Origin of the sequence: Mesorhizobium sp. M0166, assembly GCF_040322255.1 — a bacterium.
In the GTDB taxonomy this organism is placed as follows: domain Bacteria; phylum Pseudomonadota; class Alphaproteobacteria; order Rhizobiales; family Rhizobiaceae; genus Mesorhizobium.
Genome location: NZ_JAMYTD010000008.1, coordinates 1 through 22,053, shown reverse-complemented (window position 1 = coordinate 22,053; position 22,053 = coordinate 1). Strand labels below are relative to the sequence as shown.

At 61.4% G+C, this 22,053-nt stretch carries 22 protein-coding genes; 10 read left to right on the top strand and 12 right to left on the bottom strand.

The window, feature by feature from the left end:
• The first annotated feature begins 15 nt into the window (after nt 1-15).
• Nucleotides 16-816 (top strand): C40 family peptidase, encoded by an 801-nt coding sequence (locus NKJ46_RS12000; RefSeq protein WP_352665161.1) that lies wholly within the window; start codon nt 16-18, stop codon nt 814-816.
• A gap of 126 nt (nt 817-942) precedes the next feature.
• Here the strand turns inward: NKJ46_RS12000 and NKJ46_RS11995 are convergent, their stop codons facing one another.
• Entirely contained in the window at nt 943-1,746 is an 804-nt protein-coding gene (locus NKJ46_RS11995) for a helix-turn-helix domain-containing protein (RefSeq protein ID WP_352665159.1), read from the bottom strand.
• 115 nt (nt 1,747-1,861) lie between these two features.
• Here NKJ46_RS11995 and NKJ46_RS11990 point away from each other — a divergent pair, with 115 nt between their 5' ends.
• Nucleotides 1,862-2,722 (top strand): SMP-30/gluconolactonase/LRE family protein, encoded by an 861-nt coding sequence (locus NKJ46_RS11990; RefSeq protein ID WP_352665157.1) that lies wholly within the window; start codon nt 1,862-1,864, stop codon nt 2,720-2,722.
• A 389-nt stretch (nt 2,723-3,111) separates the two neighbouring features.
• Here the strand turns inward: NKJ46_RS11990 and NKJ46_RS11985 are convergent, their stop codons facing one another.
• Both NKJ46_RS11985 and NKJ46_RS11980 read right to left on the bottom strand, forming a co-directional pair.
• Complete coding sequence (locus NKJ46_RS11985) at nt 3,112-3,813, bottom strand: phosphatase PAP2 family protein (protein WP_352665155.1); 702 nt, start codon at nt 3,811-3,813, stop codon at nt 3,112-3,114.
• Nucleotides 3,814-3,827: 14 nt separating this feature from the next.
• Nucleotides 3,828-4,166, bottom strand: coding sequence for a hypothetical protein (locus NKJ46_RS11980; protein ID WP_023679017.1), 339 nt, complete (start codon nt 4,164-4,166; stop codon nt 3,828-3,830).
• A gap of 204 nt (nt 4,167-4,370) precedes the next feature.
• On the opposite strand from NKJ46_RS11980, the gene NKJ46_RS11975 reads away from it, so the two are divergent.
• Nucleotides 4,371-6,377 (top strand): PhoX family protein, encoded by a 2,007-nt coding sequence (locus NKJ46_RS11975; RefSeq protein ID WP_352665153.1) that lies wholly within the window; start codon nt 4,371-4,373, stop codon nt 6,375-6,377.
• A 101-nt stretch (nt 6,378-6,478) separates the two neighbouring features.
• On the opposite strand, the gene NKJ46_RS11970 is transcribed toward NKJ46_RS11975, so the two are convergent.
• The 4 genes from NKJ46_RS11970 to NKJ46_RS11955 all read right to left on the bottom strand — a co-directional run bounded on the left by NKJ46_RS11970 (nt 6,479) and on the right by NKJ46_RS11955 (nt 9,512).
• Nucleotides 6,479-7,159: a GNAT family N-acetyltransferase gene (locus tag NKJ46_RS11970; protein WP_352665151.1), complete on the bottom strand. Its 681-nt coding sequence runs from the start codon at nt 7,157-7,159 to the stop codon at nt 6,479-6,481.
• Nucleotides 7,156-7,647, bottom strand: coding sequence for a MarR family winged helix-turn-helix transcriptional regulator (locus tag NKJ46_RS11965; protein WP_352665149.1), 492 nt, complete (start codon nt 7,645-7,647; stop codon nt 7,156-7,158). The genes NKJ46_RS11970 and NKJ46_RS11965 overlap by 4 nt, the downstream gene beginning before the upstream one ends.
• A 162-nt stretch (nt 7,648-7,809) precedes the next feature.
• Nucleotides 7,810-8,571: an ABC transporter permease gene (locus tag NKJ46_RS11960; RefSeq protein WP_292656992.1), complete on the bottom strand. Its 762-nt coding sequence runs from the start codon at nt 8,569-8,571 to the stop codon at nt 7,810-7,812.
• Nucleotides 8,572-8,585: 14 nt separating this feature from the next.
• Entirely contained in the window at nt 8,586-9,512 is a 927-nt protein-coding gene (locus NKJ46_RS11955; RefSeq protein WP_352491167.1) for an ABC transporter ATP-binding protein, read from the bottom strand.
• A 263-nt stretch (nt 9,513-9,775) separates the two neighbouring features.
• Between NKJ46_RS11955 and NKJ46_RS11950 the strand changes: the two genes are divergently transcribed.
• Complete coding sequence (locus NKJ46_RS11950) at nt 9,776-11,149, top strand: cytochrome ubiquinol oxidase subunit I (protein ID WP_352665147.1); 1,374 nt, start codon at nt 9,776-9,778, stop codon at nt 11,147-11,149.
• Complete coding sequence (locus NKJ46_RS11945; protein ID WP_352665146.1) at nt 11,146-12,150, top strand: cytochrome d ubiquinol oxidase subunit II; 1,005 nt, start codon at nt 11,146-11,148, stop codon at nt 12,148-12,150. Before NKJ46_RS11950 ends, NKJ46_RS11945 begins: the two co-directional genes overlap by 4 nt.
• A gap of 39 nt (nt 12,151-12,189) precedes the next feature.
• Here NKJ46_RS11945 and NKJ46_RS11940 read toward each other — a convergent pair whose 3' ends face one another.
• Entirely contained in the window at nt 12,190-13,077 is an 888-nt protein-coding gene (locus tag NKJ46_RS11940; protein ID WP_352665144.1) for a hypothetical protein, read from the bottom strand.
• Here NKJ46_RS11940 and NKJ46_RS11935 point away from each other — a divergent pair.
• A complete protein-coding gene (locus tag NKJ46_RS11935) occupies nt 13,076-14,326 on the top strand; it encodes a mechanosensitive ion channel family protein (RefSeq protein WP_352665141.1) in 1,251 nt (416 codons plus the stop codon). The genes NKJ46_RS11940 and NKJ46_RS11935 overlap by 2 nt on opposite strands.
• On the top strand, nt 14,212-14,787 hold the full coding sequence (locus tag NKJ46_RS11930) for a hypothetical protein (protein WP_352665314.1): 576 nt from the start codon (nt 14,212-14,214) through the stop codon (nt 14,785-14,787). Before NKJ46_RS11935 ends, NKJ46_RS11930 begins: the two co-directional genes overlap by 115 nt.
• A 228-nt stretch (nt 14,788-15,015) precedes the next feature.
• On the opposite strand, the gene msrA is transcribed toward NKJ46_RS11930, so the two are convergent.
• From msrA to NKJ46_RS11910, 4 genes are all read right to left on the bottom strand, one after another.
• The gene (gene msrA / locus NKJ46_RS11925; RefSeq protein WP_352665139.1) at nt 15,016-15,744 is read right to left on the bottom strand and encodes a peptide-methionine (S)-S-oxide reductase MsrA; all 729 of its coding nucleotides are present in this window, start codon (nt 15,742-15,744) and stop codon (nt 15,016-15,018) included.
• A 73-nt stretch (nt 15,745-15,817) separates the two neighbouring features.
• Nucleotides 15,818-16,096 (bottom strand): hypothetical protein, encoded by a 279-nt coding sequence (locus NKJ46_RS11920; RefSeq protein ID WP_352665137.1) that lies wholly within the window; start codon nt 16,094-16,096, stop codon nt 15,818-15,820.
• A 78-nt stretch (nt 16,097-16,174) separates the two neighbouring features.
• Entirely contained in the window at nt 16,175-16,885 is a 711-nt protein-coding gene (locus NKJ46_RS11915) for a DUF1223 domain-containing protein (protein WP_352665135.1), read from the bottom strand.
• A 172-nt stretch (nt 16,886-17,057) separates the two neighbouring features.
• Nucleotides 17,058-18,143, bottom strand: a complete 1,086-nt coding sequence (locus NKJ46_RS11910; protein ID WP_352665133.1) for a TadE/TadG family type IV pilus assembly protein — start codon at nt 18,141-18,143, stop codon at nt 17,058-17,060.
• A 159-nt stretch (nt 18,144-18,302) separates the two neighbouring features.
• Here NKJ46_RS11910 and lepA point away from each other — a divergent pair, with 159 nt between their 5' ends.
• The 3 genes from lepA (at nt 18,303) to NKJ46_RS11895 (ending at nt 21,990) form a co-directional block, all read left to right on the top strand.
• Nucleotides 18,303-20,108 carry a translation elongation factor 4 gene (gene lepA, locus NKJ46_RS11905; protein ID WP_023718891.1) on the top strand — a complete coding sequence of 602 codons (1,806 nt, stop codon included), beginning with the start codon at nt 18,303-18,305 and terminating at the stop codon, nt 20,106-20,108.
• A 256-nt stretch (nt 20,109-20,364) separates the two neighbouring features.
• The gene (locus NKJ46_RS11900) at nt 20,365-21,534 is read left to right on the top strand and encodes a GmrSD restriction endonuclease domain-containing protein (RefSeq protein ID WP_352665130.1); all 1,170 of its coding nucleotides are present in this window, start codon (nt 20,365-20,367) and stop codon (nt 21,532-21,534) included.
• Nucleotides 21,535-21,546: 12 nt separating this feature from the next.
• Nucleotides 21,547-21,990 (top strand): HEPN domain-containing protein, encoded by a 444-nt coding sequence (locus NKJ46_RS11895; protein ID WP_352665127.1) that lies wholly within the window; start codon nt 21,547-21,549, stop codon nt 21,988-21,990.
• The last annotated feature ends 63 nt before the right edge of the window (nt 21,991-22,053 follow it).

Here is a 22,053-nt window from a genome sequence, read left to right as displayed (position 1 = left end):
TAATCGCCGTCTGGCATGACCGAGCCCGGCGACACGCTTCTGGACCGACTTGGCCGCTGGCTTGCCGGCCGGCTGCAGGAGGAATCGTCCGGCTACGAGCCCTACACGCCGTCGGACGCCGAAACGCTGCGCCGCACGCTCGAACCCGGCGACATCCTGCTCATCGAGGGCAACCAGAAGATCTCGGCGGCAATCAAATACCTCACCCAGTCGACCTGGTCGCATGCCGCCTTCTATGTCGGCGATGCATTGCCGGAGCCGGAAGACGGATCGGAGCGGCGGCGCCTGATCGAGGTCACGCTCGGCGATGGCTGCATCGCCGTGCCGCTGTCGCGCTACCGCAGCTACAATACCCGCATCTGCCGTGCGAGCGGCCTGGCTCCGGACGATCGCGAAGCGGTCGTCGCCTTCATGATCGGCAGACTCGGTCTCAGATACGATCTCAAGAACATATTCGACATGCTGCGCTACTTCTTGCCGACGCCGCCGGTGCCGGTGCGTTGGCGCCGCCGCATGCTGGCTTTCGGTTCCGGCGACCCGACGCGCGCCATCTGCTCGTCGCTGATCGCGGAGGCTTACGGCCAGATCCGCTACCCGATCCTGCCCGAGATTACCCGGGCGCCCGGCCGTGCTTCGGCCCAGTCGAGCTATTCGCGCAAGGAAATCCTGCACATCCGTCACCACTCGCTCTACACGCCGCGCGACTTCGACCTGTCGCCCTATTTCCGCATCGTCAAGCCGACGCTGGAATACGGCTTCGACTACCGGCATGTGGTCTGGGATGACAAGGTGGCGGCGAACAAGACCGCCGAATAGCCGCTCGATCTTGTGGTTGAGCATGGGACGCTCTGATAACCGGTTTGCGGCCGATACTCAGGGGTGAGAAGCTCAGTCAGACTGGCTGCCGCCAACAGCCCGGATTCGGTCGTTCTGCGTCTTGACCTAGGCCGGCAGACGCCGTCCGTTTGGGGCGGCCGCAACTCGATCGTCCGTCCGCGCGCCTGCGTCGCGCGGATGCGGCCCGATCGGCATGATCACCGGGAACGGCGTTGCGCCGAACGCAAACGTCCATTTGTAGCCGACCAGTCCGTCTTCGGGCGTCGTGTGCTGGTCGTGATGAGCAAGCAATTTGGCGCGCTCCGCCAATTCCTCCGCCTCGCGCCTGACCATTTCCGCCGTTTCCGGCCGCATCCGCCTGGAGAAGCTGACGAATGTCGCCTCGCGCTCAAGATGGGTGATGGCCCAGCCGATGAAATTCTTGTTGGTCATCTCGAACAGCGGCCGCAATGGCCCGTCGAAATTCCACTGGATCGGCGCCTCGACCAGCAGCCTTGCCGACAGGCCGCGACCGAGCGCGACCAGGCCGAGTTCCTCGAGGTCGCGCAGATAGAGGAACATCGAAGCCTCGCTCAGCCCTTGTGAGCGCATGATACCTTCGGGCGTGAATTTCTCGGAAAGCATGACGAAGACGAACAGCAGTGCCGGCCGCCCTGCGAGCTTGCGCTCGATCTCCGGCGCGATCTGGTTGGCAGGTCCCGGCCCTCTGTTCATAGAGCCGAGCACGTTCTCCAACTCCACGCCGGCGGCAGTGCAGATCTCCATCAGCCGGTCGAGCTTGCAGTTGCGCTCATGGAAGATGCGTTTCACCGTCGGCTCGGAAACGCCCATCCGCTCGGCAAGGACGCGGTAGGTCACGCCCTTGGCCTTAAGCGTCCGCTTCAGCGCTTCGAAGATCAGGCCGTTCATGGGATGCACCTCGTTTGCGCGATTTGGTATCAGCCTTCGGTACTAGTCCTGATAGATCTTCCCGAAAAGTATCGTAGAGCCTAGCTCTCCGCCAGTCCATTACAGGAGACTAGCCATGAAAAGCCTCTTCACACCGATACTTCTCGCCATCGTCGGCATCGCGACTGCGCCGGCAGTTCAGGCCGCTGAACTCTGGCGCGCCGGCGGCCTCGAGCAGCCGGAATCGGCGCTGTTCGATGCCGCCGGCAAACGCATCATCATCTCCAATATCGTTGGCAATCCCGGCGACGCCGACGGCAATGGATATCTGTCGGTCCTGTCGATGGACGGCAAGATGGTTACGCAACATTGGACCGACGGCATGGACGCGCCCAAGGGCATGGCGATTGCCGACGGCAAACTCTACGTCGCCGATATCACCCATGTGCGCGTCGTCGATCTCGCAAGCGGCAAGCTAACATCCACGATCGACGTGCCGAACGCCGTCTTCCTCAACGACGTGACCGCCGACGCGTCCGGCAAGGTCTACGTCACGGACATGCTGGCCGACACGATCTATCGCGTCGATGGCGACCGGCCGGAACTGTTCGTCAGGGATGCGGCGCTTGCTTCGCCGAATGGCATCTTCGCCGATGGCGGCCGGCTGATCGTCGCTTCGTGGGGCAAGGGCATCAAATCAGATTTCAGCACCGCGGAGCCAGGCGGCCTGCTCTCGGTCGATCTCGCCACCAAGGCCGTTTCGCCACTGCCCGGCGCAGAAAAGTTCGCCAACCTAGATGGCGTCGTTGCCATCGGCGGCAGCGTCTACGCCACTGCCTATATGACCGGCACGCTCTACCGCTACAAAGCCGGCGGCACGCCGCAAGCGGTTGCGACGTTCAAGCCGGGCAGCGCCGACATCGGCACCGACGGTAGGTCGACCATCTTCGTGCCGCTGATGAATGAGGGCGAGGTCGCGGCATTAGGCCTCGACTAAGCGAGCCATCGGCTCAGGCTGCGGGCGCGGCTTTCCTCAGCTGCGCCCGCGCATCCGTGATCGAGGCGGCATAAGTCACCAGCGGCCGCTTGACGCCGTGGTTGATCAGCATACGGCGTGTCTGCGGTGAAGCGCCTGATTATTATGATGGTTCAAGAATCATCTTGCATACTTGAAACATACAGCACTCTTTGCCAGCCGATGCGCTGTCATGCTACAAACCTCGGCATCGTTTGGCGGAACATCCACTGCGATCCCGATTTCACAGGCACGACTTCAAAAGGATGAGCGGGTGATATTCAAAGCGTTGGCGACCTCGACAGCCTTGCTGTCGATGGTTTTCCTGCTGGCAGGCTGCGGCCATGGCCTGATCAACGGGCTGATTTGAGTCAGGTGCCGTCGGCCTGCCCAAGCCATCGTTGCAGGAACCGAGCCGCAAGCCAGCACAGCATCGCCCAGGCAAAGCCGGCACACCAGCCGGCCAATACGTCGGACGGCCAGTGGACGCCGAGATAGATGCGGCTGATGCCGACCACCACCGTCGTCAGCACCGCCAGCCCGAGTACATAGATCTTCGTTGTCCGCCCGGGCAAAAACCGCGCCGCCATGCTGCCCAGCGTCAAATATGTCACCGCCGACAGCATGGCGTGGCCGCTCGGAAACGAAAGCGATGCCACGTCGGCGAGATGCGAGACCAGATCGGGGCGCGGCCGGTCTATATCGAATTTCAGCACGCTCGACAGGAGCTGGCCGCCCGCTACCGCGACGAACATGAGAAGCGCCGCGCCTGGCCTGCGGATAAGGAGCAGATAGACGATCATTGCTGCGGTAATCAGCACCAGCACGCTGGCGCTGCCGAGGCTGGTGATGTCGCGCATCGCCCCTTCCAGCCACGCCGGTCCGATCGGATTGTCGGGCTGGCCGGCCTTGCGGAAGGCAAGCAGGATTTCGGTATCGAAGGCATGCGGCGTGGTGGCCCGCGCCATCTCCATCAGCTCCTCGAACCCCCACAGCCCGCCGGCAATGACCAGCCCGGCCAGCAGAACCGGGAACTCCAGCCAGTTGCGCAGTCTGCTTGCAACCTTCTTCATCGGCCCGATCGCAGTTACAGCCTCTGCAGATAGGGCCCGAGCGTGATCAGCGCCACAGCTGCGATGGCAAGCACGATGCCGGTTGCCTGTAAGGCATTGACGCGCTCGCCGAAGAAGACCAGCGCCACCACATTCACCGACACCAGCTGGATCACCGCCGACAGGCTGAACGACACCGACATGCCGAATTCACGGATCAGCCTCAGCATGATCAGATTGCCGAGCGAATAGAGCGCCAACGTCAGCACGATCTTGCCGAGGCTCGGCGCCAGCCCCCACTGTTTTGCAGCCATCGCCGCCAGCAGGAAGATCACCGTCGAAACGCAGAGCTGCCCAAGTCCCCAGAAACTCACTTTTTGTTCCTCCCGATGCGATCCCTACGCGCCTGCCGCAGCTCTTGTTTCCGAAGCGCCGGTCGCGGTCAAGCGGGCCCGATGTTGGATAGGAAATCGCAGGTGGCAATTAGCCGGCATGTCATCAAACTGTGACCTGCCGGCGATACCGGATTTGGCCAGGCAACACGCTCCAGCAATCCATCCAGCCAGAGGCAGGCCCCCATGACTGAACAGCGCTCGACCGAACATCGCACCCCTGACGCCCATTTCCGCACCAGCCTGCTCGAGGAAAACGGCGGGCCAGGAGCCAATCCCACCGACAACCGCACCATGGGTGAGATCATCGCCGCGCGGTTCTCGCGCCGCGGCTTCCTCAAGGGCTCGCTTGCCGTCTCGGCCATAGCCGCTACCGTCAGCCCGATGGCGCTGATCACCGCCGACAACGCCCGCGCCGCCGAAGGCTCCGCCTTCGCTTTCGACGAGCTCGAGGCCGGCATCGACGACAAGCATCACGTCGCACCGGGCTATGACGCCGATGTGCTGCTGCGCTGGGGCGATCCGCTGTTCGCCGATTCGCCCGAATTCGATCCGACAAAACAGTCGGCGGAAGCCCAGGCCAGACAGTTCGGCTACAACAACGACTATGTCGGCTATATCCCGATCGACGGCTCGGCCGAGCACGGCCTGCTGGTGGTCAACCACGAATACACCAATCCGCACCTGATGTTTCCGGGCCTCGTCACCATCGTTGACGGCAAGGCCAAGCAGGCGCCCCTCAGCAAGGAACAAGTCGACGTCGAGATGACCGCGCATGGCGGCACCATCGTCGAGATCCGCAAGCTATCAGGCAAATGGCAGATCGTTCGCAACGGCAAGCTCAACCGCCGCATCACCTCCAACACCGAGATTGCGCTCTCCGGCCCCGTCGCCGGCCACGACCGCGTCAAGACCAGCGCCGATCCGACCGGCACGAAGGTCATAGGCACCGTCAACAATTGTGCCGGCGGCGTCACGCCATGGGGCACCTATGTCATGGCCGAGGAGAACATCCACGGCTATTTCTCAGGCGAGCTGCCGCAGGGCCATAAGGAAGCCGCCAATTACAAGCGCCTCGGCATTCCCGAAGGTGCCTACGAATGGGCAGCGCATTACGACCGTTTCGACATCGGCAAGGAGCCGAACGAGCCGAACCGCTTCGGCTGGATCGTCGAGGTCGACGTCCAGGATCCGACTTCGACGCCGAGGAAGCGCACCGCGATGGGGCGCTTCAAGCATGAGGGCGCCGAATCGATCGTCGCCAAGGATGGCCGTGTCGTCTTCTATCTCGGCGACGACGAGCGCTTCGACTATGTCTATAAGTTCGTCACCACAGGCAAGTTCAACCCAGACGATCGCGCCGCCAACATGGATTTGCTCGACGACGGCACCTTGCATGTCGCCAAGTTTGCCGACGACGGTTCGGTCGAATGGCTGCCGATCGTCTTCGGCCAGGGGCCGCTGACGGCCGAGAACGGCTTTGCCAGCCAGGCCGACGTGCTGATCGAAACGCGCCGCGCCGCCGACCTGCTCGGCGCCACCAAGATGGACCGCCCGGAAGACATCCAGCCCAATGCCGCCAACGGCAAGGTCTATGTCATGCTGACCAACAATTCGAAGCGCAAGGCCGATCAGGTCGACGCCGCCAACCCGCGTGCCGAAAATGCCTTTGGCCACATCATCGAGATCGTCGAGGACGGCGGTGATTTCACCGCGACAAAGGGCAGGTGGGAAATCCTGCTGAAATGCGGTGATCCCTCGGTTGCCGCTGTCGGCGCCACCTTCTCGACCGCAACCACCGCCAATGGCTGGTTCGGCATGCCGGACAATTGCGCGGTCGATTCGGCCGGCCGCCTCTGGGTCGCTACCGACGGCCAAGGCCCGAAAGCCACCGGCCGCACCGATGGTCTGTGGGCTGTCGATACGGAAGGGCCGGCGCGGGCGACATCAAAGCTGTTCTTCCGCGTGCCGATCGGCGCCGAAATGTGCGGTCCCTTGTTTGCGCCGGACGACCAGACCGCCTTCGTTGCCGTCCAGCATCCGGGCGACGGCGGCGAGGACTGGGAGGCTTTCGGCCGTCCGTCCTACTATGAGGATTTGTCGACCCGCTGGCCCGACTTCAAGCCGGACATGCCGGTGCGCCCGTCGGTCGTTGCCATTACCAGGCAAGGCGGCGGCAAGATCGCGGTCTGACACGCAGCAAGGTCTTGCAGTCTCAAGGAAGGATTTCGGCCATACGAAATCCTTCCTTTCCGATACGGGATGCATCCATGCTGCGCATCATGCGCCGACACTCATCCGGTGCGCTGAACCACAGCCACATTCATTGTGCTTCGCAACCTGAAGCCAATGGACTCGTATAATCTAATGGCCGTGGCGTTGCTGGCGTAGGCGTGGAGATAGGGAACTTCGCCGCGCGCCACTATCCGGTTTGCCACGAACAGGGACAGCAGCTTGCCCAGGCCACCGCCGCGAAATTCCGGATGTGAGCACACGCCGCTGAGTTCGGTATAGCCAGGCTGCTTCATGCGCTCGCCGGCCATCGCCGCAAGCCTGCCCTCGATTTTCACACCCCAGAAATCGCCCAGGCTCAAGGCTTCGAGCGTGAATGGGCCAGGCTTGGTGAGCAATGCCAGGGCGAGCATCTCAGCGGCATCGTCTCGGGTCAGACGTTGCACGCGTTTGTCAGACACGGTTTGCAATGGCTGCTCGGCAATCATCTGAACCCCGGCTGCGGCCGAAGTCGCGGAAAGCCCCGTGGGCAGAGCAATCACGTCCGCTTGAAGCAGGATCACACTCTCGCCCGGGGAGACAAGCCTTTCGAGCGCCCGCAGGCTATCCGGGGCGTCCGCGCCAGTGGCGGCGAAAGGAACAATCGACGGCCTATATCGCTTGGCGAGGTCATTACCTTGCGCGAACGCCGAATGTCGCGTCTGAAGCGCGCTCCAGACGGGGCGGTCAAGCAGATGTCTCATTGCGCGGCACCCTCAGGCTTTTTTACACGACGGTCGAGAGGGGCCGCGGCGAGGCCATCCTCGATGGCAGCCAGCTGCTCAAGAAGCGGCCCCGAAAGACCTGCGCACAAATCCGCGACGGCGTTCTCGATGGAAGGCCAGACGTCGCGCTTTGCGACATCGACCAGCCGCCGGCCGTCCCAAGTAAGCGAGACAATCCTGCGCCGCTGGTCATCGGTCGACGGACTGACCTCGAGCAGTCCCAATTCGGACAGAAGCGAGACGCTTCGCGTTACGCCCGGCTGCGCGACGCCAAGGCATTGCGCCAGTTCCCCGACAGACAACGGACCCAGCCTGTCGAGCGCGGCCAGCAGGGGGTATTGGCTCGCCTGAACCGGAACATCCAGCCGGTCGAGCAGGCGCTGCGCCTCCGCTTGCAGTTGCTCGCCTATACGCTTCAGCCTGCTTCCCAGGCATAGGAAGCCAAGCGATCGTATGACGTCTTCCATAGGTCACTTCACCTCAAAATCTATAACATGATATATAACAATGCATAAAAAGCAAGATCGAGCATTCAAGCGCCGGCTCCGGGGCGCGGGCGCGGGCTTATATCGCCTTCGGAAAGGAAACGTCGACCGATAAGGCTGCTTCGCCGGGACAAGGCCAGTCGATCAGTTGCGCAGCCGGTAGCCGGTCCTGAAGATCCAGGCGACGATTGCTATGCAGACGAGCAGGAAGACCACCGTCATGCCGAGGCTGACGCCGACCGAAACGTCGGACTTGCCGTAGAAGCTCCAGCGGAAGCCGCTGACCAGGTAGACCACCGGGTTGAACAGCGTCACCGTGCGCCAGATGCCGGGCAGCATGTTGATCGAATAGAAGCTGCCGCCGAGGAAGGTCAGCGGCGTGATGATCAGCAGCGGCACCAGCTGCAGTTGCTCGAAGCTCTTCGCCCAGATCCCGATGATAAAGCCGAACAGGCTGAAGGTCACCGCCGTCAGCACCAGGAAGGCAAGCATCCAGAACGGATGCTCGATCGTCAGCGGCACGAACAGCGAGGCCGTCGCCAGGATGATCAGGCCAAGCACGATCGACTTTGTCGCCGCGCCCCCGACATAGGCGATGACGATCTCCAGATAGGACACCGGCGCCGACAGCAATTCGTAGATCGAGCCGACGAATTTCGGAAAATAGATGGCGAAAGAGGCGTTGGAGATCGACTGCGTCAGCAGCGACAGCATGATCAGCCCCGGCACGATGAAGGCACCGTAGCTGATGCCGTCGATCTCGGTGATGCGCGAGCCGATGGCCGAGCCGAAGACGACGAAATAGAGTGACGTCGAAATGACCGGTGAAACGATGCTTTGCAGCACCGTGCGAAGGGCGCGCGCCATCTCCACCCGATAGATCGCCCATACCGCATGAAGATTCATGGCCGCGCGCGGATTCATGCCGGTTTCCTCACCAGATTGACGAAGATCTCCTCGAGCGAGCTGTTTTCCGTATCGATGTCGCGGAACTGGATGCCGGCCGCCTCGAGCTCGCGGATCAGCGAGGCGACGCCCGGCCGTTCGCTCTGGTTGTCATAAGTATAGGTCAGCTGTCCGCCATCCGGCGAAAGCTCCAGCGCATAGCTCGAAAAAGCGTCGGGAACAGTGGCCAGGGGACTGCGCAGTTCCAGTACAAGCCGTTTGCGGCCAAGCTTGCGCATCAGCTCGGCCTTGTCCTCCACCAGCACGATCTCGCCGCGGTTGATGACGCCTACGCGATCGGCCATCGCCTCGGCTTCTTCGATGTAATGCGTGGTCAGGATGATGGTGACACCGTCTTCGCGCAGCCGGCGCACCATCGCCCACATATCCTGGCGCAGCTCGACATCGACGCCTGCCGTCGGTTCGTCGAGGAACAGGATGCGCGGCTCGTGCGACAGCGCCTTGGCGATCATCAGCCGGCGCTTCATGCCGCCGGACAGCGTGATCGCCTTGGCGTCCTTCTTGTCCCAGAGCGACAGATCGCGCAGCACTTTTTCGACGAACGCCTTGTCCGCCGGCTTGCCGAACAGCCCGCGGCTGTAATTGACCGTCGCCCATACGCTCTCGAAGGCGTCGATAGTCAGTTCCTGCGGCACCAGCCCGATCAGGCTGCGCGCGGCGCGGTAGTCGCGGTTGATGTCATGGCCGTCGACGGTGACGCTGCCCGACGAACGGTTGACGATGCCGCAGACGATTGAGATCAGCGTTGTCTTGCCGGCGCCGTTCGGCCCTAGCAGCGCAAAGATCTCGCCGCGCACGATGTCGAGATTGATCTCCTTCAGCGCCTTGAAGCCGGTGGCGTAGGTCTTGGTGACCCCGGAAATCGAGATGATCGGCTGCATGGCTGAAAACGGCTGCTTGAAACAGAGTTGTTGATTTAATCCGCTGAATGTCGGTTCGCAAATCCGGATGTCAATGGCGCTCCTGACAGTTCGGGACATCGAGGTTCGCCGGAATAGGCAACACCTGCCCGGTCGTCCAGCCAAATTCCATGCAAAAGCAGATTAACCGGCACTGCGGCGTTCCGCCTCGCGGCGGGACGCCGCTTTGACCGTCCGGTGCATCAAGCCTATCCTTCAACAAACAAGCAGCAGCCGGAGCCGCCATGGACCCGCTCATTCTGTCGCGCATTCAGTTCGGCGCGAACATCTCGTTCCACATCCTGTTCCCGGCGATTACCATAGCGCTCGGCTGGGTGCTGCTTTTCTTCAAGCTCCGCTACAACGCGACAAACGATTCAGCCTGGATGCGCGCTTATTTCACCTGGGTTAAGGTATTCGCACTGTCCTTCGCCATGGGCGTGGTTTCCGGCGTCACTATGAGTTTTCAGTTCGGCACCAACTGGCCGGGCTACATGGAGACGGTCGGCAACATCGCCGGCCCGCTGCTGGCCTACGAGATCCTGACCGCCTTTTTCCTCGAGGCGGCGTTCCTCGGCATCATGCTGTTCGGCTTCCGCCGCGTCTCGAACCGCGTCCATACACTGGCGACGGTGCTGGTGGCCGGCGGCACCACCTTGTCCGCCTTCTGGATCATCGCACTCAATTCGTGGATGCAGACGCCGGCCGGCTTCGAAATGCGCGATGGTGTGGCGCACGCCACCGACTGGTGGGCCGTTGTCTTCAATCCATCCATGCCCTACCGGCTCGTCCATATGCTACTTGCTTCGGGGCTGACCGTCTCGTTCCTGATCGCCGGCCTGTCGGCGCTGCGCTATCTCTACGGCGATCGCTCGGAATCGATGTGGAAGGCCTTGCGCACCGGCGTCTTCACCGCCGCGATCCTGATCCCGATCCAGATCTTTGCCGGCGACCAGCACGGCCTCAACACGCTGGAACACCAGCCGCAGAAGATCGCCGCGATGGAGGCCAACTGGAACACCGGTCCCAACGTGCCGCTGGTGCTGTTTGCGCTTCCCGACGAAGCGGCCAGGGAAAACAGGTTCGAGCTCACCATTCCCGATGGCGCCAGCCTTATCCTCAGGCACAGCGCCGGCGGCGTCGTGCCTGGGCTGAACGATTATGCCGGCAACCATCCCCCGGTATTTCCGGTGTTCTGGGGCTTTCGCATCATGGTCGGCACCGGCCTTTTGATGCTCGCCGTCTCCTGGTCGGCCGCCTTCTTCCTCAAGCGCCGCCACAGCCTACCCAAGCCGCTGGCGCTCGTCATGGTGCCGATGGCGCTGTCCGGCTGGCTGGCGACGCTGGCCGGCTGGTACACCACCGAGATCGGCCGCCAGCCCTGGTTGGTCACCGGCGTGCTGCGTACCGCCGATGCTGTCGGCCCGGTCGCCGGCAGCCATGTCGCGCTGTCGCTCGCTGTCTATCTCATCCTCTATGTGCTGCTCTTGATCGCCTATCTCGGCGTGTTGGTGCATCTGGCATTGAAGGCGGCGAAGGATGGTGACACCTCGCCGCTGCCGGGCGTCATGAACAGGCCGCTGTCGCAGCCTGTTGCGCAACCGGGAGAAACATCATGAGCTTCGACTGGCCTACCTTGCTGCCTCTGATCTTTGCCGGGCTGATGGGCCTCGCCATCCTGATCTACGTCATCCTCGACGGCTTCGATCTCGGCATCGGCATCCTGTTCGCCGCAGCCGAAGATACCGAGCAGGATACGATGATCGCCGCCATCGGCCCGTTCTGGGACGCCAACGAGACCTGGCTGGTGCTGGCGGTCGGCTTGCTGCTGGTCGCCTTCCCGTTGGCGCACGGCACCATCCTCACGGCGCTCTACATTCCGGTCTTCGTGCTGCTGGTCGGCTTGATCCTGCGCGGCGTCGCCTTCGATTTCCGCGCCAAGGTGCCGGCCGGCAGGAAGCACCGCTGGAACCGCATCTTTTTCCTCGGTTCGGTCACCGCGTCGCTGGCGCAAGGTTACATGCTCGGCGTCTATGTGCTCGGCCTCGACGTCGGCCCTGGCGGCATGGCGTTCGGCGCGCTGGTGGCGCTCTGCCTTGCCGCCGCCTATGCGGCGATGGGCGCGGCCTGGGTCATCTACAAGACGGAAGGCGATCTGCAGAGGAAGGCGGTGCTGTGGCTGCGCACGGCGCTGGTGCTGACCGCGCTCGGCATGGTCGCGGTATCGCTGGCCACGCCCTTTGCCAGCGCGCGCATCTTCGACAAATGGTTCGTCTGGCCGGCCATGCTCTATCTGTCGCCGCTGCCGATCCTGTCGGCAGTGCTGTTCCTGTGGCTATGGCGCCAGACCTTCCATCTGCCGAAACCCGGCGACCGCCACGCGCTGCTTCCGTTCCTGACATTGGCCGCGATCTTCACGCTCGGCTTTGCCGGCCTCGCCTGGTCGTTCTACCCCTTCGTGGTGCCCGACCGGCTGACCATCTGGCAGGCTGCTTCGGCACCCGAAAGCCTGGCCGTCATCCTGGTCGGGACGGTCGTCGTGCTGCCGATCATCATCTTCTACTCGTTCTTTGCCTACCGGGTGTTCGCCGGCAAGGCGACGGATCTGACCTATGACTGACCGGCATCGCCGTCGCCGCCTGAAACAGAATATTCATCTTCAAGCGGAATAACCTTCTCTGGTCGGCCCAGCAGAATCGCCGGCGAGAAGAAGGGCAACAGAATGAACCCCTTTTCTGCGGCAGCACAGGATCGGCTGCTGCTTTTGCTGATCCGGACGGTCGCGCTGATCGGCGCACTCGCGCTTGCCGGCCTGCTGCCGGTCATGCCGCAGGCGCATGCCCAGGACGCGGCCAACTGGGCGGGCGTGTGGGACACGAAGTGGCGCGGCGGCGGCGCCCAGATCAAGTTCGAGCAGACCGGCGCCGACGTAAAGGGCGTGTACCCGGTTTATAACGGCCGCATCGAGGCCAAGGCCGAAGGCGACAAGCTTGTCGGCCACTGGTTCGAAGGCGACCGCCAGGGCGCCTTCACCTTCGTCCAGTCGCCCGACGGCGGCAGCTTCATGGGCCGTTTCGATGCCGCCACCGCCGAATGGTGGACAGGGGTGCGTGTCAGCGCCGTCGAGGACGTCCGTGTCGACCAGTCGAGCCCGATGAGCACCATGCGCTCGTTCCTGCAGACGATGAACGAGAGCGGCGCCGACAACGTGCCGCGCGCCACGGGCGGCGGCATGGGTCTTGCCGGTCTGGCAGCGGGTCTCGTCGACGTCACCGAGGCCGACCGCGGCGGCCTCAATATGCCCGATTACACCAAGCTTCTGTTCACCGTCATCGACAACGCGACGTTCCGTCTGTGGAGCCTGCCGCATGATGCGATTTCCGGAGACGAGGCGACGGCGACGCTGCCGCAATACGGCACCAGGATCTCCTTCGCCGTCACTTTTCGCCGCAAGAATGGCGACTGGTTCATCGTCGGGCCGCCACTTGCCCGGCTCCAGGCCAAGCTCGCCGAATTCCAGGGAAGCGCGTGGCGAAGCCGTCGACATGGTCGACGATCCGAGCAAGCTTGCCTCGCCGCGCGATACGTTCAAGGTACTGTTGAGCGGCCTCACCGAAGCCGGCGACCCGGCACAAGCGGCGCTCGACCTGCGCAACTACAGTCAGGCCGTGCGCGGCGACGAGGCGTTCCTGCTCGAGCGCTATCTCAAAAAGGTCATCGACCGCATCGGCTATGTCTATTGGCAGGAGATCCCCGACGATCCGAAGAGCAACACCCCCTTCGTCTATTTCGAGCATCCCGCCGGCAACATCGTCATCGGCCCGGTCGAGACCGAGAAGGGCAAGATCTGGCAGTTTACGCCCGAGACGCTCGCCCACATCCGCGCGCTCTACGCCGACGTCGAAGACGTGCCGGTGGCGCCGGAATTCGCCGCCTTCGCCAGCACCGACCCGTTCTTCATCGCCCGTGGCCTCGCCCGCAAGATCAGCCCCGGCCTGCTCACCCGCGCCGGCCCGATGGAGCACTGGCAATGGTGGATGCTCGGCCTTGCCGCACTGGCCGGTATCGTCTTCGGCTTCATCGCCAATGCGCTGATTTCCTTGTTTGTGCGAAGGACGGACAGCTCGGCCTTCTTCCGCATTGTCGAATGGGCGGTGCGCTCGATCGTGCTTGGCTTCTTCCTGCTGTTGACGCTGCGCCCGCTCGGTCTGCCGCAAGTCGTCGCCGCCCCGGTCAAGGCAATCGCCTGGAGCCTGGTCGTGATCGGCGCCGTGCCGGTGGTCTGGCACCTGATCGGCAAGGTCGCCGACCACTATCGCGGACTGTGGCAGGTGCCCGGCTATCACGACACGCTGATTTCGCTTTCCACCGGTGTCGCGCGCGTCGCCGTGCTGGTCGTCGCCTTCCTGCTGTTGGCCGAAGTGCTCGCCATCCCCTACGAAGGCGTCATTGCCGGTCTCGGCATCGGCGGTCTGGCGGTGGCGCTGGCGGCGCAGCCGACGCTGCAGAACTTCCTCTCCGGCCTGACGCTCTATGCCGACCGGCCGGTCAGCGTCGGCGACTTCTGCAAGTTCGGCGACCAGTCCGGCACGATCGAGCATATCGGCATGCGCTCGACGCGCATCAGGTCGCTCGACCGCACGATCATCTCGTGCCGAACTCGGATTTTGCCGGCATGCAGATCGAGAACTACGCGCATCGCGACCGCACCCGGTTCACGACGACGCTGCAGCTGCGCTACGAGACGACGCCCGATCAGCTGCGTTACGTCCTGGCCGAGCTGCGCAGGCTGCTGATCGCCCACCCGCGCGTCATCGACGAGCCGTGCCGCGTGCGCTTTGCCGGCTTCGGTGCCTATTCGCTCGACATCGACGTGTTCACTTACGTCAAAACCGCCGACGTGGCCGATTTTCAAGCCATCCGCGAGGACATCCTGTTGTCCATGATCAATATCATGGATGATGCCGGCGCGCAGTTCGCCTTCCCTTCGTCACTGGAATACCGAGCCACCGACCTTCCGGTCGACGACGAAAAACGCATCGCCGCGGAGAAAAGGGTCAGCGATTGGCGCGAGGCGCAAAATCTGCCTTTCCCCGACTTCAGCCAGATCGACAAATTCGCCCTCAACAACACGCTTGCTTACCCGCCTGAGGGCTCGGCGCATTATCGCGAGACAGAGCCCGACCCGGACTCGGCCGAGGCAAAGGCGACGCTGGAGAAGGTGCGCTGGAGCCTGCCCTGGAAAAAGGGGGTGTAGTTTCGAGGCGTTGGCGGGACAGCACCCCCTCTGGCCTGCCGGCCATCTCCCCCGCAAGGGGGGAGATTAGCAGTTTCAGCGCTCCGCTCGTCCTGAACGTTGGAGATTTGGCGAAGGTCGAGGTGATAGCCAATCTCCCCCCTTGCGGGGGAGATGTCCGGCAGGACAGAGGGGGGTGCGAAGGATCGCCGACGCTTATTCTCCGTCGGGCCCGCAGGCCCCAAAAGCTCAGCTCTTGTTGGCGGCCAGCACCAGAACCGGCTTTTCGCTGTAGAGGTTTGGGAACAGTCGCTTCAGATTCTCGACCTTGGGCAGATCATTGTAGACGATATAGGGATAGGTCGGGTTGAGTGTCAGAAAGTCCTGGTGGTAATCCTCGGCCGGATAGAAGCTCTTGCCGGTCTCCAGCGTCGTCACGATCGGCTTGGGAAACACCTTGGCCTTGTCGAGCTGGGCGATGTACCTTTCGGCGATCTTTTTCTGCATGTCGTTTTCGGCAAATATCGTCGAGCGGTACTGGGTGCCGCTGTCCGGCCCCTGGTAGTTCAGTTGAGTCGGATTGTGCGCCACCGAGAAATACACCTGCAGCAGCTGGCCGTAGGTCACCTTGGACGGCTCGTAGGTGATCTCGACGGATTCGGCATGACCCGTCCGGCTGGTGCCGACCATTTCATAGACGGCCGTGTCCTTGTCGCCGCCGGCATAGCCGGAGACGGCGCTGGTGACGCCCTTGACGTGCTGGAACACGCCTTGCACACCCCAGAAGCAGCCGCCGGCGAAGACCGCCTTTTCGGTGCCGGCGGTGGCCTTCTCGTCCATTGCCGGCGGCGGGATCACCACCGCGTCTTCGGCCGAGACTGCCGGCGTCTGCCAGAACACGGCAGCGGCCGCCGTGAGGATAAGCGCGGCAAGTGCTGCTTTTGCGAAAATCGACGATCGTTTCACGGCTGCAGTCATGTCTGATCTCCCATGATGTGGTGATTATACGACGGATAGGTCCGCCCGGCTCTCACATTGCTGTGCGCATCGCCTATTTGGCCGGAGCCATGGCATCGCAGGCCTTAGTCGCCTCTGCCTTCTTCATGGCGTCCGTCTCGGCGGCTGCCTTGTCCATGCAGTCGGCCTTCATCGGATCTGTCGCCTTCATCGCGGTCGTGGCCATGGCGCCGGCCGGCTTCATGGCGTTTGTCGCCATCGCCGGCTTCATAGCGTCTTCGGCCCGCGCCGCGCCTCCGGCGAACAGCGCCGTCGAGCAAAGTGCGAAGGCGAGTGCCGCCAGGGTCGGGCGATTGGTCAAACGATTGGTCATGGTGGTCTCCTTGGGTTTGGCAGGGGTTGACGGCATGCGGCGACGCCGCTGCGCGTTGGGGGAATTTCGCGACAGTCTCTAGTTCGTGGCGGCAGCAAGGATCGGCCCGCCGCCCGGCACCTGCACCAGCACCGCGGTGCTGAGGCCGCCCGTCGTCGCCGGCAGCGGCAGCGCGGTGGCGTCGCCGGTCCAACTGCCCAGCCTGGTCAGCGAATGCACGACATTGGCGTGCGGCAGCGTGCGGCCGGTGTTTTCGCCGCGCGCCACCGGCACCTCGATGACGCCCTTGCCGTAACGCACCAGCCAGACGTCGGCCTTGCCGCCGGGCACCGGACCGGCGCCGATGCTGACCTTGCCGTCGGCGAGCGACAGCGAAGGTCCGTCGGCGTGGCCGCCGCTCGAAATCAGCTGCTCGATCTCGCCCGGCCTGGCGCCGACGGCATCGGCCTTGCCGTTGACCACCACTTGCGGCGTGAACGGGCCGGAACGGCCGAGCGACGGTTCATAGCGGACCTGGCGCTGCGTGAATTCTTCTTTGCCGAATGTGTCCTTCCAGCCGAGATAGTCCCAGTAGGTGACGTTGAACGACAGCGCCAGCACGCCGGGCCGGTCCTTGACCTTGATCAGATTGGCATTGGCCGGCGGGCAGGACGAGCAGCCCTGGCTGGTGAACAGCTCGACGACGGTCAGTGTCTGGCCGGCGGCCGCGCTGGTTGCCGACAGCACAGTCGCCGAAAACAATGCCGCGGCGAGCCCCATCGGCGCTGTGCTGCGTTTCGATCCGGTCATCGCTGTTCTCCTGTGCGGTTCCATGTCCACACTTCGCCGCCGACGCACGGTTCGTTACAGCATCACCGCTTCGTGATTGAGGAGAAGTACAAGTTTTTCGTCTCAGGGATTGGCGACAGCCGAGGCGACATCCGATCTCGCCCACACGGGGGGAGATCGGCACGCGGCCCGGCTATTGTGTAAGCACGGTTTCCGAAGGCCGCTTGTTGAAGGCGCACTTTCCGGTCACAAAATAGGAAAAATCGGCGTCGTCTATGGTGTTGTTGGTAAGTGATCCGCCGTCTTCCCACGCTTGACTGCTGGTGATGCCGCACGGCACGGCCGTAAAGATGTCGACAGTCGTATTGGCTAGCGTCTTGACCTTGTCGATGAACAATCGGTCGGAGGTTACCGGATCGTCCGATCGCAGGGTTGTTTTCGTGCCCGTCTCCAGGTAGCCGCCGCCAAGACCGGGATTGGGATTGGGAATCTTCATCTCCAGCGACAGGTTATCCATGTCCTTCACGTCGATCACCGCACCGGCGCCGGTCGCGGGATACATCGTGTTGACGCAGGTGGTTGCGTATTTCCTGGTGCCGCTGATCTGAGTGATTGTGCCGGTGGGCAAGCCGTAGAAGCTGAGCACCGTGGTGGTCGTGCATACTTGTTTCTGGACCAGCGTCTCAGTCGTTCCATTGATCGTGTACACAGAGGAGGTTCCGTAGCCTTTCGGATCGCCAAACCTGTTGTAGGCGTAAGAGATCCTCATCAGCTTGTTGGCCACAGTGTCCCCGGATTTCGTGCCGTAGAGCGTCACCGTCTTGTCCCACCAGCCCGAGATCTTGTCGACCTTGAACGTGGCCTCCACCAATGCTGGCCGCTTTGTCACTCCCGACGCGACGCCGACCTGCACCGTGTTGATCTTGACGATCTGCATGAAACTCGTCGGCATGGCAAAGCCGGCCGAAGCCTTGATGCTGGCGGCGCCGTCGGCGGCGACGACGAAGCTGTCGAGCTTTGCCGTGCCTTGCCCGCCATTGGCCAGGTATGCCTCCTGCAGCTTCACCTGGCGGTCTGCCAGTGAGGTGTCCGTCGCAAGCGTCGTGATCGACAGCGACGCTGCATCGAGGGCGTTCTGCATCGATGCCCTGGTTGAAACCGCAGAGGTATAGTCGATGGAAAAACCCAATGCGGCAACCATCGGGATAAGCAAAATGGCGAGCATCGGTGCGAACGAGCCGCTCACCGATGTGAGAAATTTGCATGCTGACAGCGGCATTCCGATCCCCCCGAAACGGTGATAGACCGGTGGGCTATCACGCCGGGCGCGAACTATGCTCTAATCTCATGGATCAAAGTTTAACGACTTTGCCTCGCCGCCGTCGCACCCGCGCCCCGCCGCTTGCCGATATACCGTGCCCCTGCTAAAGCGCGCCGCATGACCACGCCGATCAAGAACATCCGCAACTTCTCCATCGTTGCCCATATCGACCATGGCAAATCCACGCTTGCCGACCGGCTGATCCAGTCGACCGGCGGGCTGGAGCTGCGCGACATGAAGGAGCAGGTGCTGGACTCGATGGACATCGAGCGCGAGCGCGGCATCACCATCAAGGCGCAGACGGTGCGGCTGAAGTACCGCGCCAACAATGGCCAGGACTATATCCTCAACCTGATCGACACGCCCGGCCATGTCGACTTCGCCTATGAAGTGTCGCGTTCGCTGGCCGCCTGCGAGGGCTCGCTGCTGGTCGTCGATGCCTCGCAAGGGGTCGAGGCGCAGACGCTGGCCAATGTCTACCAGGCGATCGACAACAACCACGAGATCGTCGTGGTGCTGAACAAGGTCGACCTGCCCGCCGCCGAGCCCGAGCGCATCCGCGAGCAGGTCGAGGAGGTGATCGGCATCGACGCCTCCAACGCCGTGCTGATCTCGGCCAAGACCGGGCTGGGCATTCCAGACGTGCTGGAAGCCATCGTCAACGATCTGCCGCCGCCGCGCGAGGGCGACATAGCCGCACCGCTGAAGGCAATGCTGGTCGATAGCTGGTACGACGCCTATCTCGGCGTCATCGTGCTGGTGCGCATCATCGACGGCGTGCTGAAGAAGGGCCAGACCATCCGCATGATGGGCACCGGCGCCAGATACCTGGTCGAGCGCACCGGCGTCTTCACGCCCGCCCGCATCAATGTCGATGAGCTCGGCCCCGGCGAGTTCGGCTTCTTCACCGGCTCGATCAAGGAAGTCGCCGACACCCGCGTCGGCGACACCATCACCGAGGACAAGCGGCCGACGGCACAGGCCCTGCCCGGCTTCAAGCCGGCGCAGCCGGTGGTGTTCTGCGGCCTGTTCCCGGTCGACGCCGCCGATTTCGAGGACCTGCGCGCCGCCGTCGGCAAGCTGCGCCTCAACGACGCGTCCTTCTCCTTCGAAATGGAAACCAGCGCGGCCCTCGGCTTCGGCTATCGCTGCGGCTTCCTCGGCCTTTTGCATCTCGAAATCATCCAGGAGCGGCTGGAGCGCGAATTCAACCTCGACCTCATCGCCACCGCGCCGAGCGTCGTCTACCGCCTGCTGCTGAACGACGGCACGGTCAAGGAACTGCACAACCCGGCCGACATGCCCGACGTGGTCAAGATATCGGCCATCGAGGAGCCGTGGATCCGCGCCACCATCCTGACCCCCGACGACTATCTCGGCGGCATCCTGAAGCTCTGCCAGGACCGGCGCGGCATCCAGGCCGACCTCTCCTATGTCGGCAAACGCGCCATGCTGATCTACGATTTGCCGCTCAACGAGGTGGTCTTCGACTTTTACGACCGGCTGAAGTCGATCTCCAAGGGCTACGCGTCCTTCGACTATCACCTCACCGACTACAAGGAAGGCGACCTGGTCAAGATGTCGATCCTGGTCAACGAGGAGCCGGTCGACGCGCTGTCGATGCTGGTCCACCGCACGGCGGCCGAAAAGCGCGGCCGCCAGATGTGCGAGAAGCTGAAGGAGCTGATCCCGCACCATCTGTTCAAGATCCCGATCCAGGCGGCGATCGGCGGCAAGGTCATCGCCCGCGAAACGATCTCGGCGCTGCGCAAGGACGTCACCGCCAAATGCTACGGCGGCGACGTCTCCCGCAAGCGCAAGCTGCTCGACAAGCAGAAAGAGGGCAAGAAGCGGATGCGCCAGTTCGGCAAGGTGGACATCCCGCAGGAGGCGTTTATCCAGGCGCTGAAGATGGGGGATTGAAGAGGCTGCTGCGCGATATTCTGATGCTTTTTGCCGTCGACTCTAACTCATACAGGAGTGGTCTGAGGGCTGGCTTGTCTAAGGCAGCTTCAGCATTGAGGGTCAAATATCGGATCAAAGTTGCGATAGTTAATGGATCTGTGGCTGATTAGCTCGGGTGTATATTCCCTAACTCTTGTTGAATTGAGACCTTTGACGCCTCGTTGAGATTTGTGATTAATGGACACGACGCGCTTCGCGCGATTTGGAGATTTGAATGTCCGACGACACAGACTCTTGGTTTGACGACTATGCCGATGATGCAGACGAGGGCCAAGTCGACGAATACGACATTACGGCCACCCCGAACGACTTCAATGTATTAACGCTTTACAGCTTCATCGAAGCCGGCGCCGTTCGTATACCGGGTTTCCAACGAAACTATGTATGGGACCGAACGAGGGCGTCAAAACTTATTGAGTCCTTGATAATCGGTATACCTGTTCCTCAGTTATTTCTTTATGAACAATCTAGAAATAAGTTTCTAGTGATAGACGGTCAACAGCGGCTAATGTCAATTTATTATTTCATGAAGCGACGCTTCCCAAGAACAGATAACAGGATCGAACTTAGGGCGATATTCGATTTACATGGTCGGATACCTGATGAGATACTTCATGACGATGCATATTTCGAGGATTTCAAACTGAAGCTTACGGGCCGACTCCCAAACGAGTCCAACAAGTTCCACGGGCTGAACTATTCGACGCTCGGTGAATATAAGACGCAATTGGATCTTCGTCCCATTAGAAATATTGTTGTGAGACAAAACTCCCCCGAAGACGACGACTCGGCTATTTATGAAGTTTTCAATAGGCTTAATACCGGCGGGGTTAATCTAAGGCCGCAAGAGATTCGCACCAGTATGTACCATTCCAATTTCTACGATATGCTATACAGAATAAATCAAGATAAGAAATGGAGGGAATTCCTAGGAAATACCGAGCCAGATCTACATATGAAGGATATAGAGATTCTTCTACGGGGATTCGCGATGTTGATCGATGGGGACAAATATGCTCCATCTTTAGTTAGATTTCTAAATCACTTTTCTAGGATGTGCGAGAGCCATACGAAAGAGCAAAATTCGTATTTGGAGGCTTTGTTCCACTCTTTCCTGAAGGCGTGCGCAGAACTTCAAATGGATGCGTTCACCAATCCCCGAAATGGGAGATTTAATATTGCGCTGTTTGAAGCGGTGTTCACGGCAGCTTGCTCAACGGCCTTCAAAGAGAGAAGGAAGGTCAAGGGCGTCATAAATCCAAGCGAAGTCACGTCACTTGAGAAAGACAAGGATTTCGTTCTCGCTTCACTAGAAGGAACAACGAGAACCTCCAATGTTGAAACTAGAATTTCAAAGGCGAGGGAAATAATTTCATCCCTTTGATGAGGCGATCAGGTGGGGGTCGTAGATACTATATATGAGGAATTTGTCGCGACCTATGACGTCCTAGGTCGAGCTGGTGAAATTTCTCTTCAGAATAGCTTGGACGGCAATTCGAGAAAATCGATACTGCTAAGCGCGGCGAGCTATTTCGAAAACGCGCTCGCCAACATAGTGGAAGAGTTTGCAAGGAATAGCAGCGCAAACACGATGGTTGGCGACTTGATTAAAGCCCGAGTTATAAGCCGGCAATACCACACGTGGTTTGATTGGGATAAAAATAACGCGAACAAATTTTATCAAATGTTTGGAGACGTCTTTAGGGAACATATGACGTCTTTGGTGAGAAACCGCGTCCAGTTTGATGAGGCTGCGAAGGCATTTCTTGAGATCGGCCGAGATAGAAACCGGTTGGTGCATCAGGATTTTGGAAGCTTTGACCTTGCCCCTCTGATCTAATCCGGTTTGAAGTTCGTTCTGGCCATCGAGAGGACCAGGACATGAAACGCAGCCGCTTCTCTG

What these genes read in the sequence shown, in the direction of transcription:
- NKJ46_RS11915 (WP_352665135.1), bottom strand. Translation starts at nt 16,885, where the DNA reads ATGACCGGATCGAAACGCAGCACAGCGCCGATGGGGCTCGCCGCGGCA.
- NKJ46_RS11955 (WP_352491167.1), bottom strand. Translation starts at nt 9,512, where the DNA reads ATGCAGCCGATCATCTCGATTTCCGGGGTCACCAAGACCTACGCCACC.
- NKJ46_RS11995 (WP_352665159.1), bottom strand. Translation starts at nt 1,746, where the DNA reads ATGAACGGCCTGATCTTCGAAGCGCTGAAGCGGACGCTTAAGGCCAAG.
- lepA (WP_023718891.1), top strand. Translation starts at nt 18,303, where the DNA reads ATGACCACGCCGATCAAGAACATCCGCAACTTCTCCATCGTTGCCCAT.
- NKJ46_RS12000 (WP_352665161.1), top strand. Translation starts at nt 16, where the DNA reads ATGACCGAGCCCGGCGACACGCTTCTGGACCGACTTGGCCGCTGGCTT.
- NKJ46_RS11945 (WP_352665146.1), top strand. Translation starts at nt 11,146, where the DNA reads ATGAGCTTCGACTGGCCTACCTTGCTGCCTCTGATCTTTGCCGGGCTG.
- msrA (WP_352665139.1), bottom strand. Translation starts at nt 15,744, where the DNA reads ATGACTGCAGCCGTGAAACGATCGTCGATTTTCGCAAAAGCAGCACTT.
- NKJ46_RS11960 (WP_292656992.1), bottom strand. Translation starts at nt 8,571, where the DNA reads ATGAATCTTCATGCGGTATGGGCGATCTATCGGGTGGAGATGGCGCGC.
- NKJ46_RS11935 (WP_352665141.1), top strand. Translation starts at nt 13,076, where the DNA reads ATGGTCGACGATCCGAGCAAGCTTGCCTCGCCGCGCGATACGTTCAAG.
- NKJ46_RS11990 (WP_352665157.1), top strand. Translation starts at nt 1,862, where the DNA reads ATGAAAAGCCTCTTCACACCGATACTTCTCGCCATCGTCGGCATCGCG.
- NKJ46_RS11985 (WP_352665155.1), bottom strand. Translation starts at nt 3,813, where the DNA reads ATGAAGAAGGTTGCAAGCAGACTGCGCAACTGGCTGGAGTTCCCGGTT.
- NKJ46_RS11900 (WP_352665130.1), top strand. Translation starts at nt 20,365, where the DNA reads ATGTCCGACGACACAGACTCTTGGTTTGACGACTATGCCGATGATGCA.
- NKJ46_RS11910 (WP_352665133.1), bottom strand. Translation starts at nt 18,143, where the DNA reads ATGCCGCTGTCAGCATGCAAATTTCTCACATCGGTGAGCGGCTCGTTC.
- NKJ46_RS11950 (WP_352665147.1), top strand. Translation starts at nt 9,776, where the DNA reads ATGGACCCGCTCATTCTGTCGCGCATTCAGTTCGGCGCGAACATCTCG.
- NKJ46_RS11940 (WP_352665144.1), bottom strand. Translation starts at nt 13,077, where the DNA reads ATGTCGACGGCTTCGCCACGCGCTTCCCTGGAATTCGGCGAGCTTGGC.
- NKJ46_RS11970 (WP_352665151.1), bottom strand. Translation starts at nt 7,159, where the DNA reads ATGAGACATCTGCTTGACCGCCCCGTCTGGAGCGCGCTTCAGACGCGA.
- NKJ46_RS11965 (WP_352665149.1), bottom strand. Translation starts at nt 7,647, where the DNA reads ATGGAAGACGTCATACGATCGCTTGGCTTCCTATGCCTGGGAAGCAGG.
- NKJ46_RS11920 (WP_352665137.1), bottom strand. Translation starts at nt 16,096, where the DNA reads ATGACCAATCGTTTGACCAATCGCCCGACCCTGGCGGCACTCGCCTTC.
- NKJ46_RS11975 (WP_352665153.1), top strand. Translation starts at nt 4,371, where the DNA reads ATGACTGAACAGCGCTCGACCGAACATCGCACCCCTGACGCCCATTTC.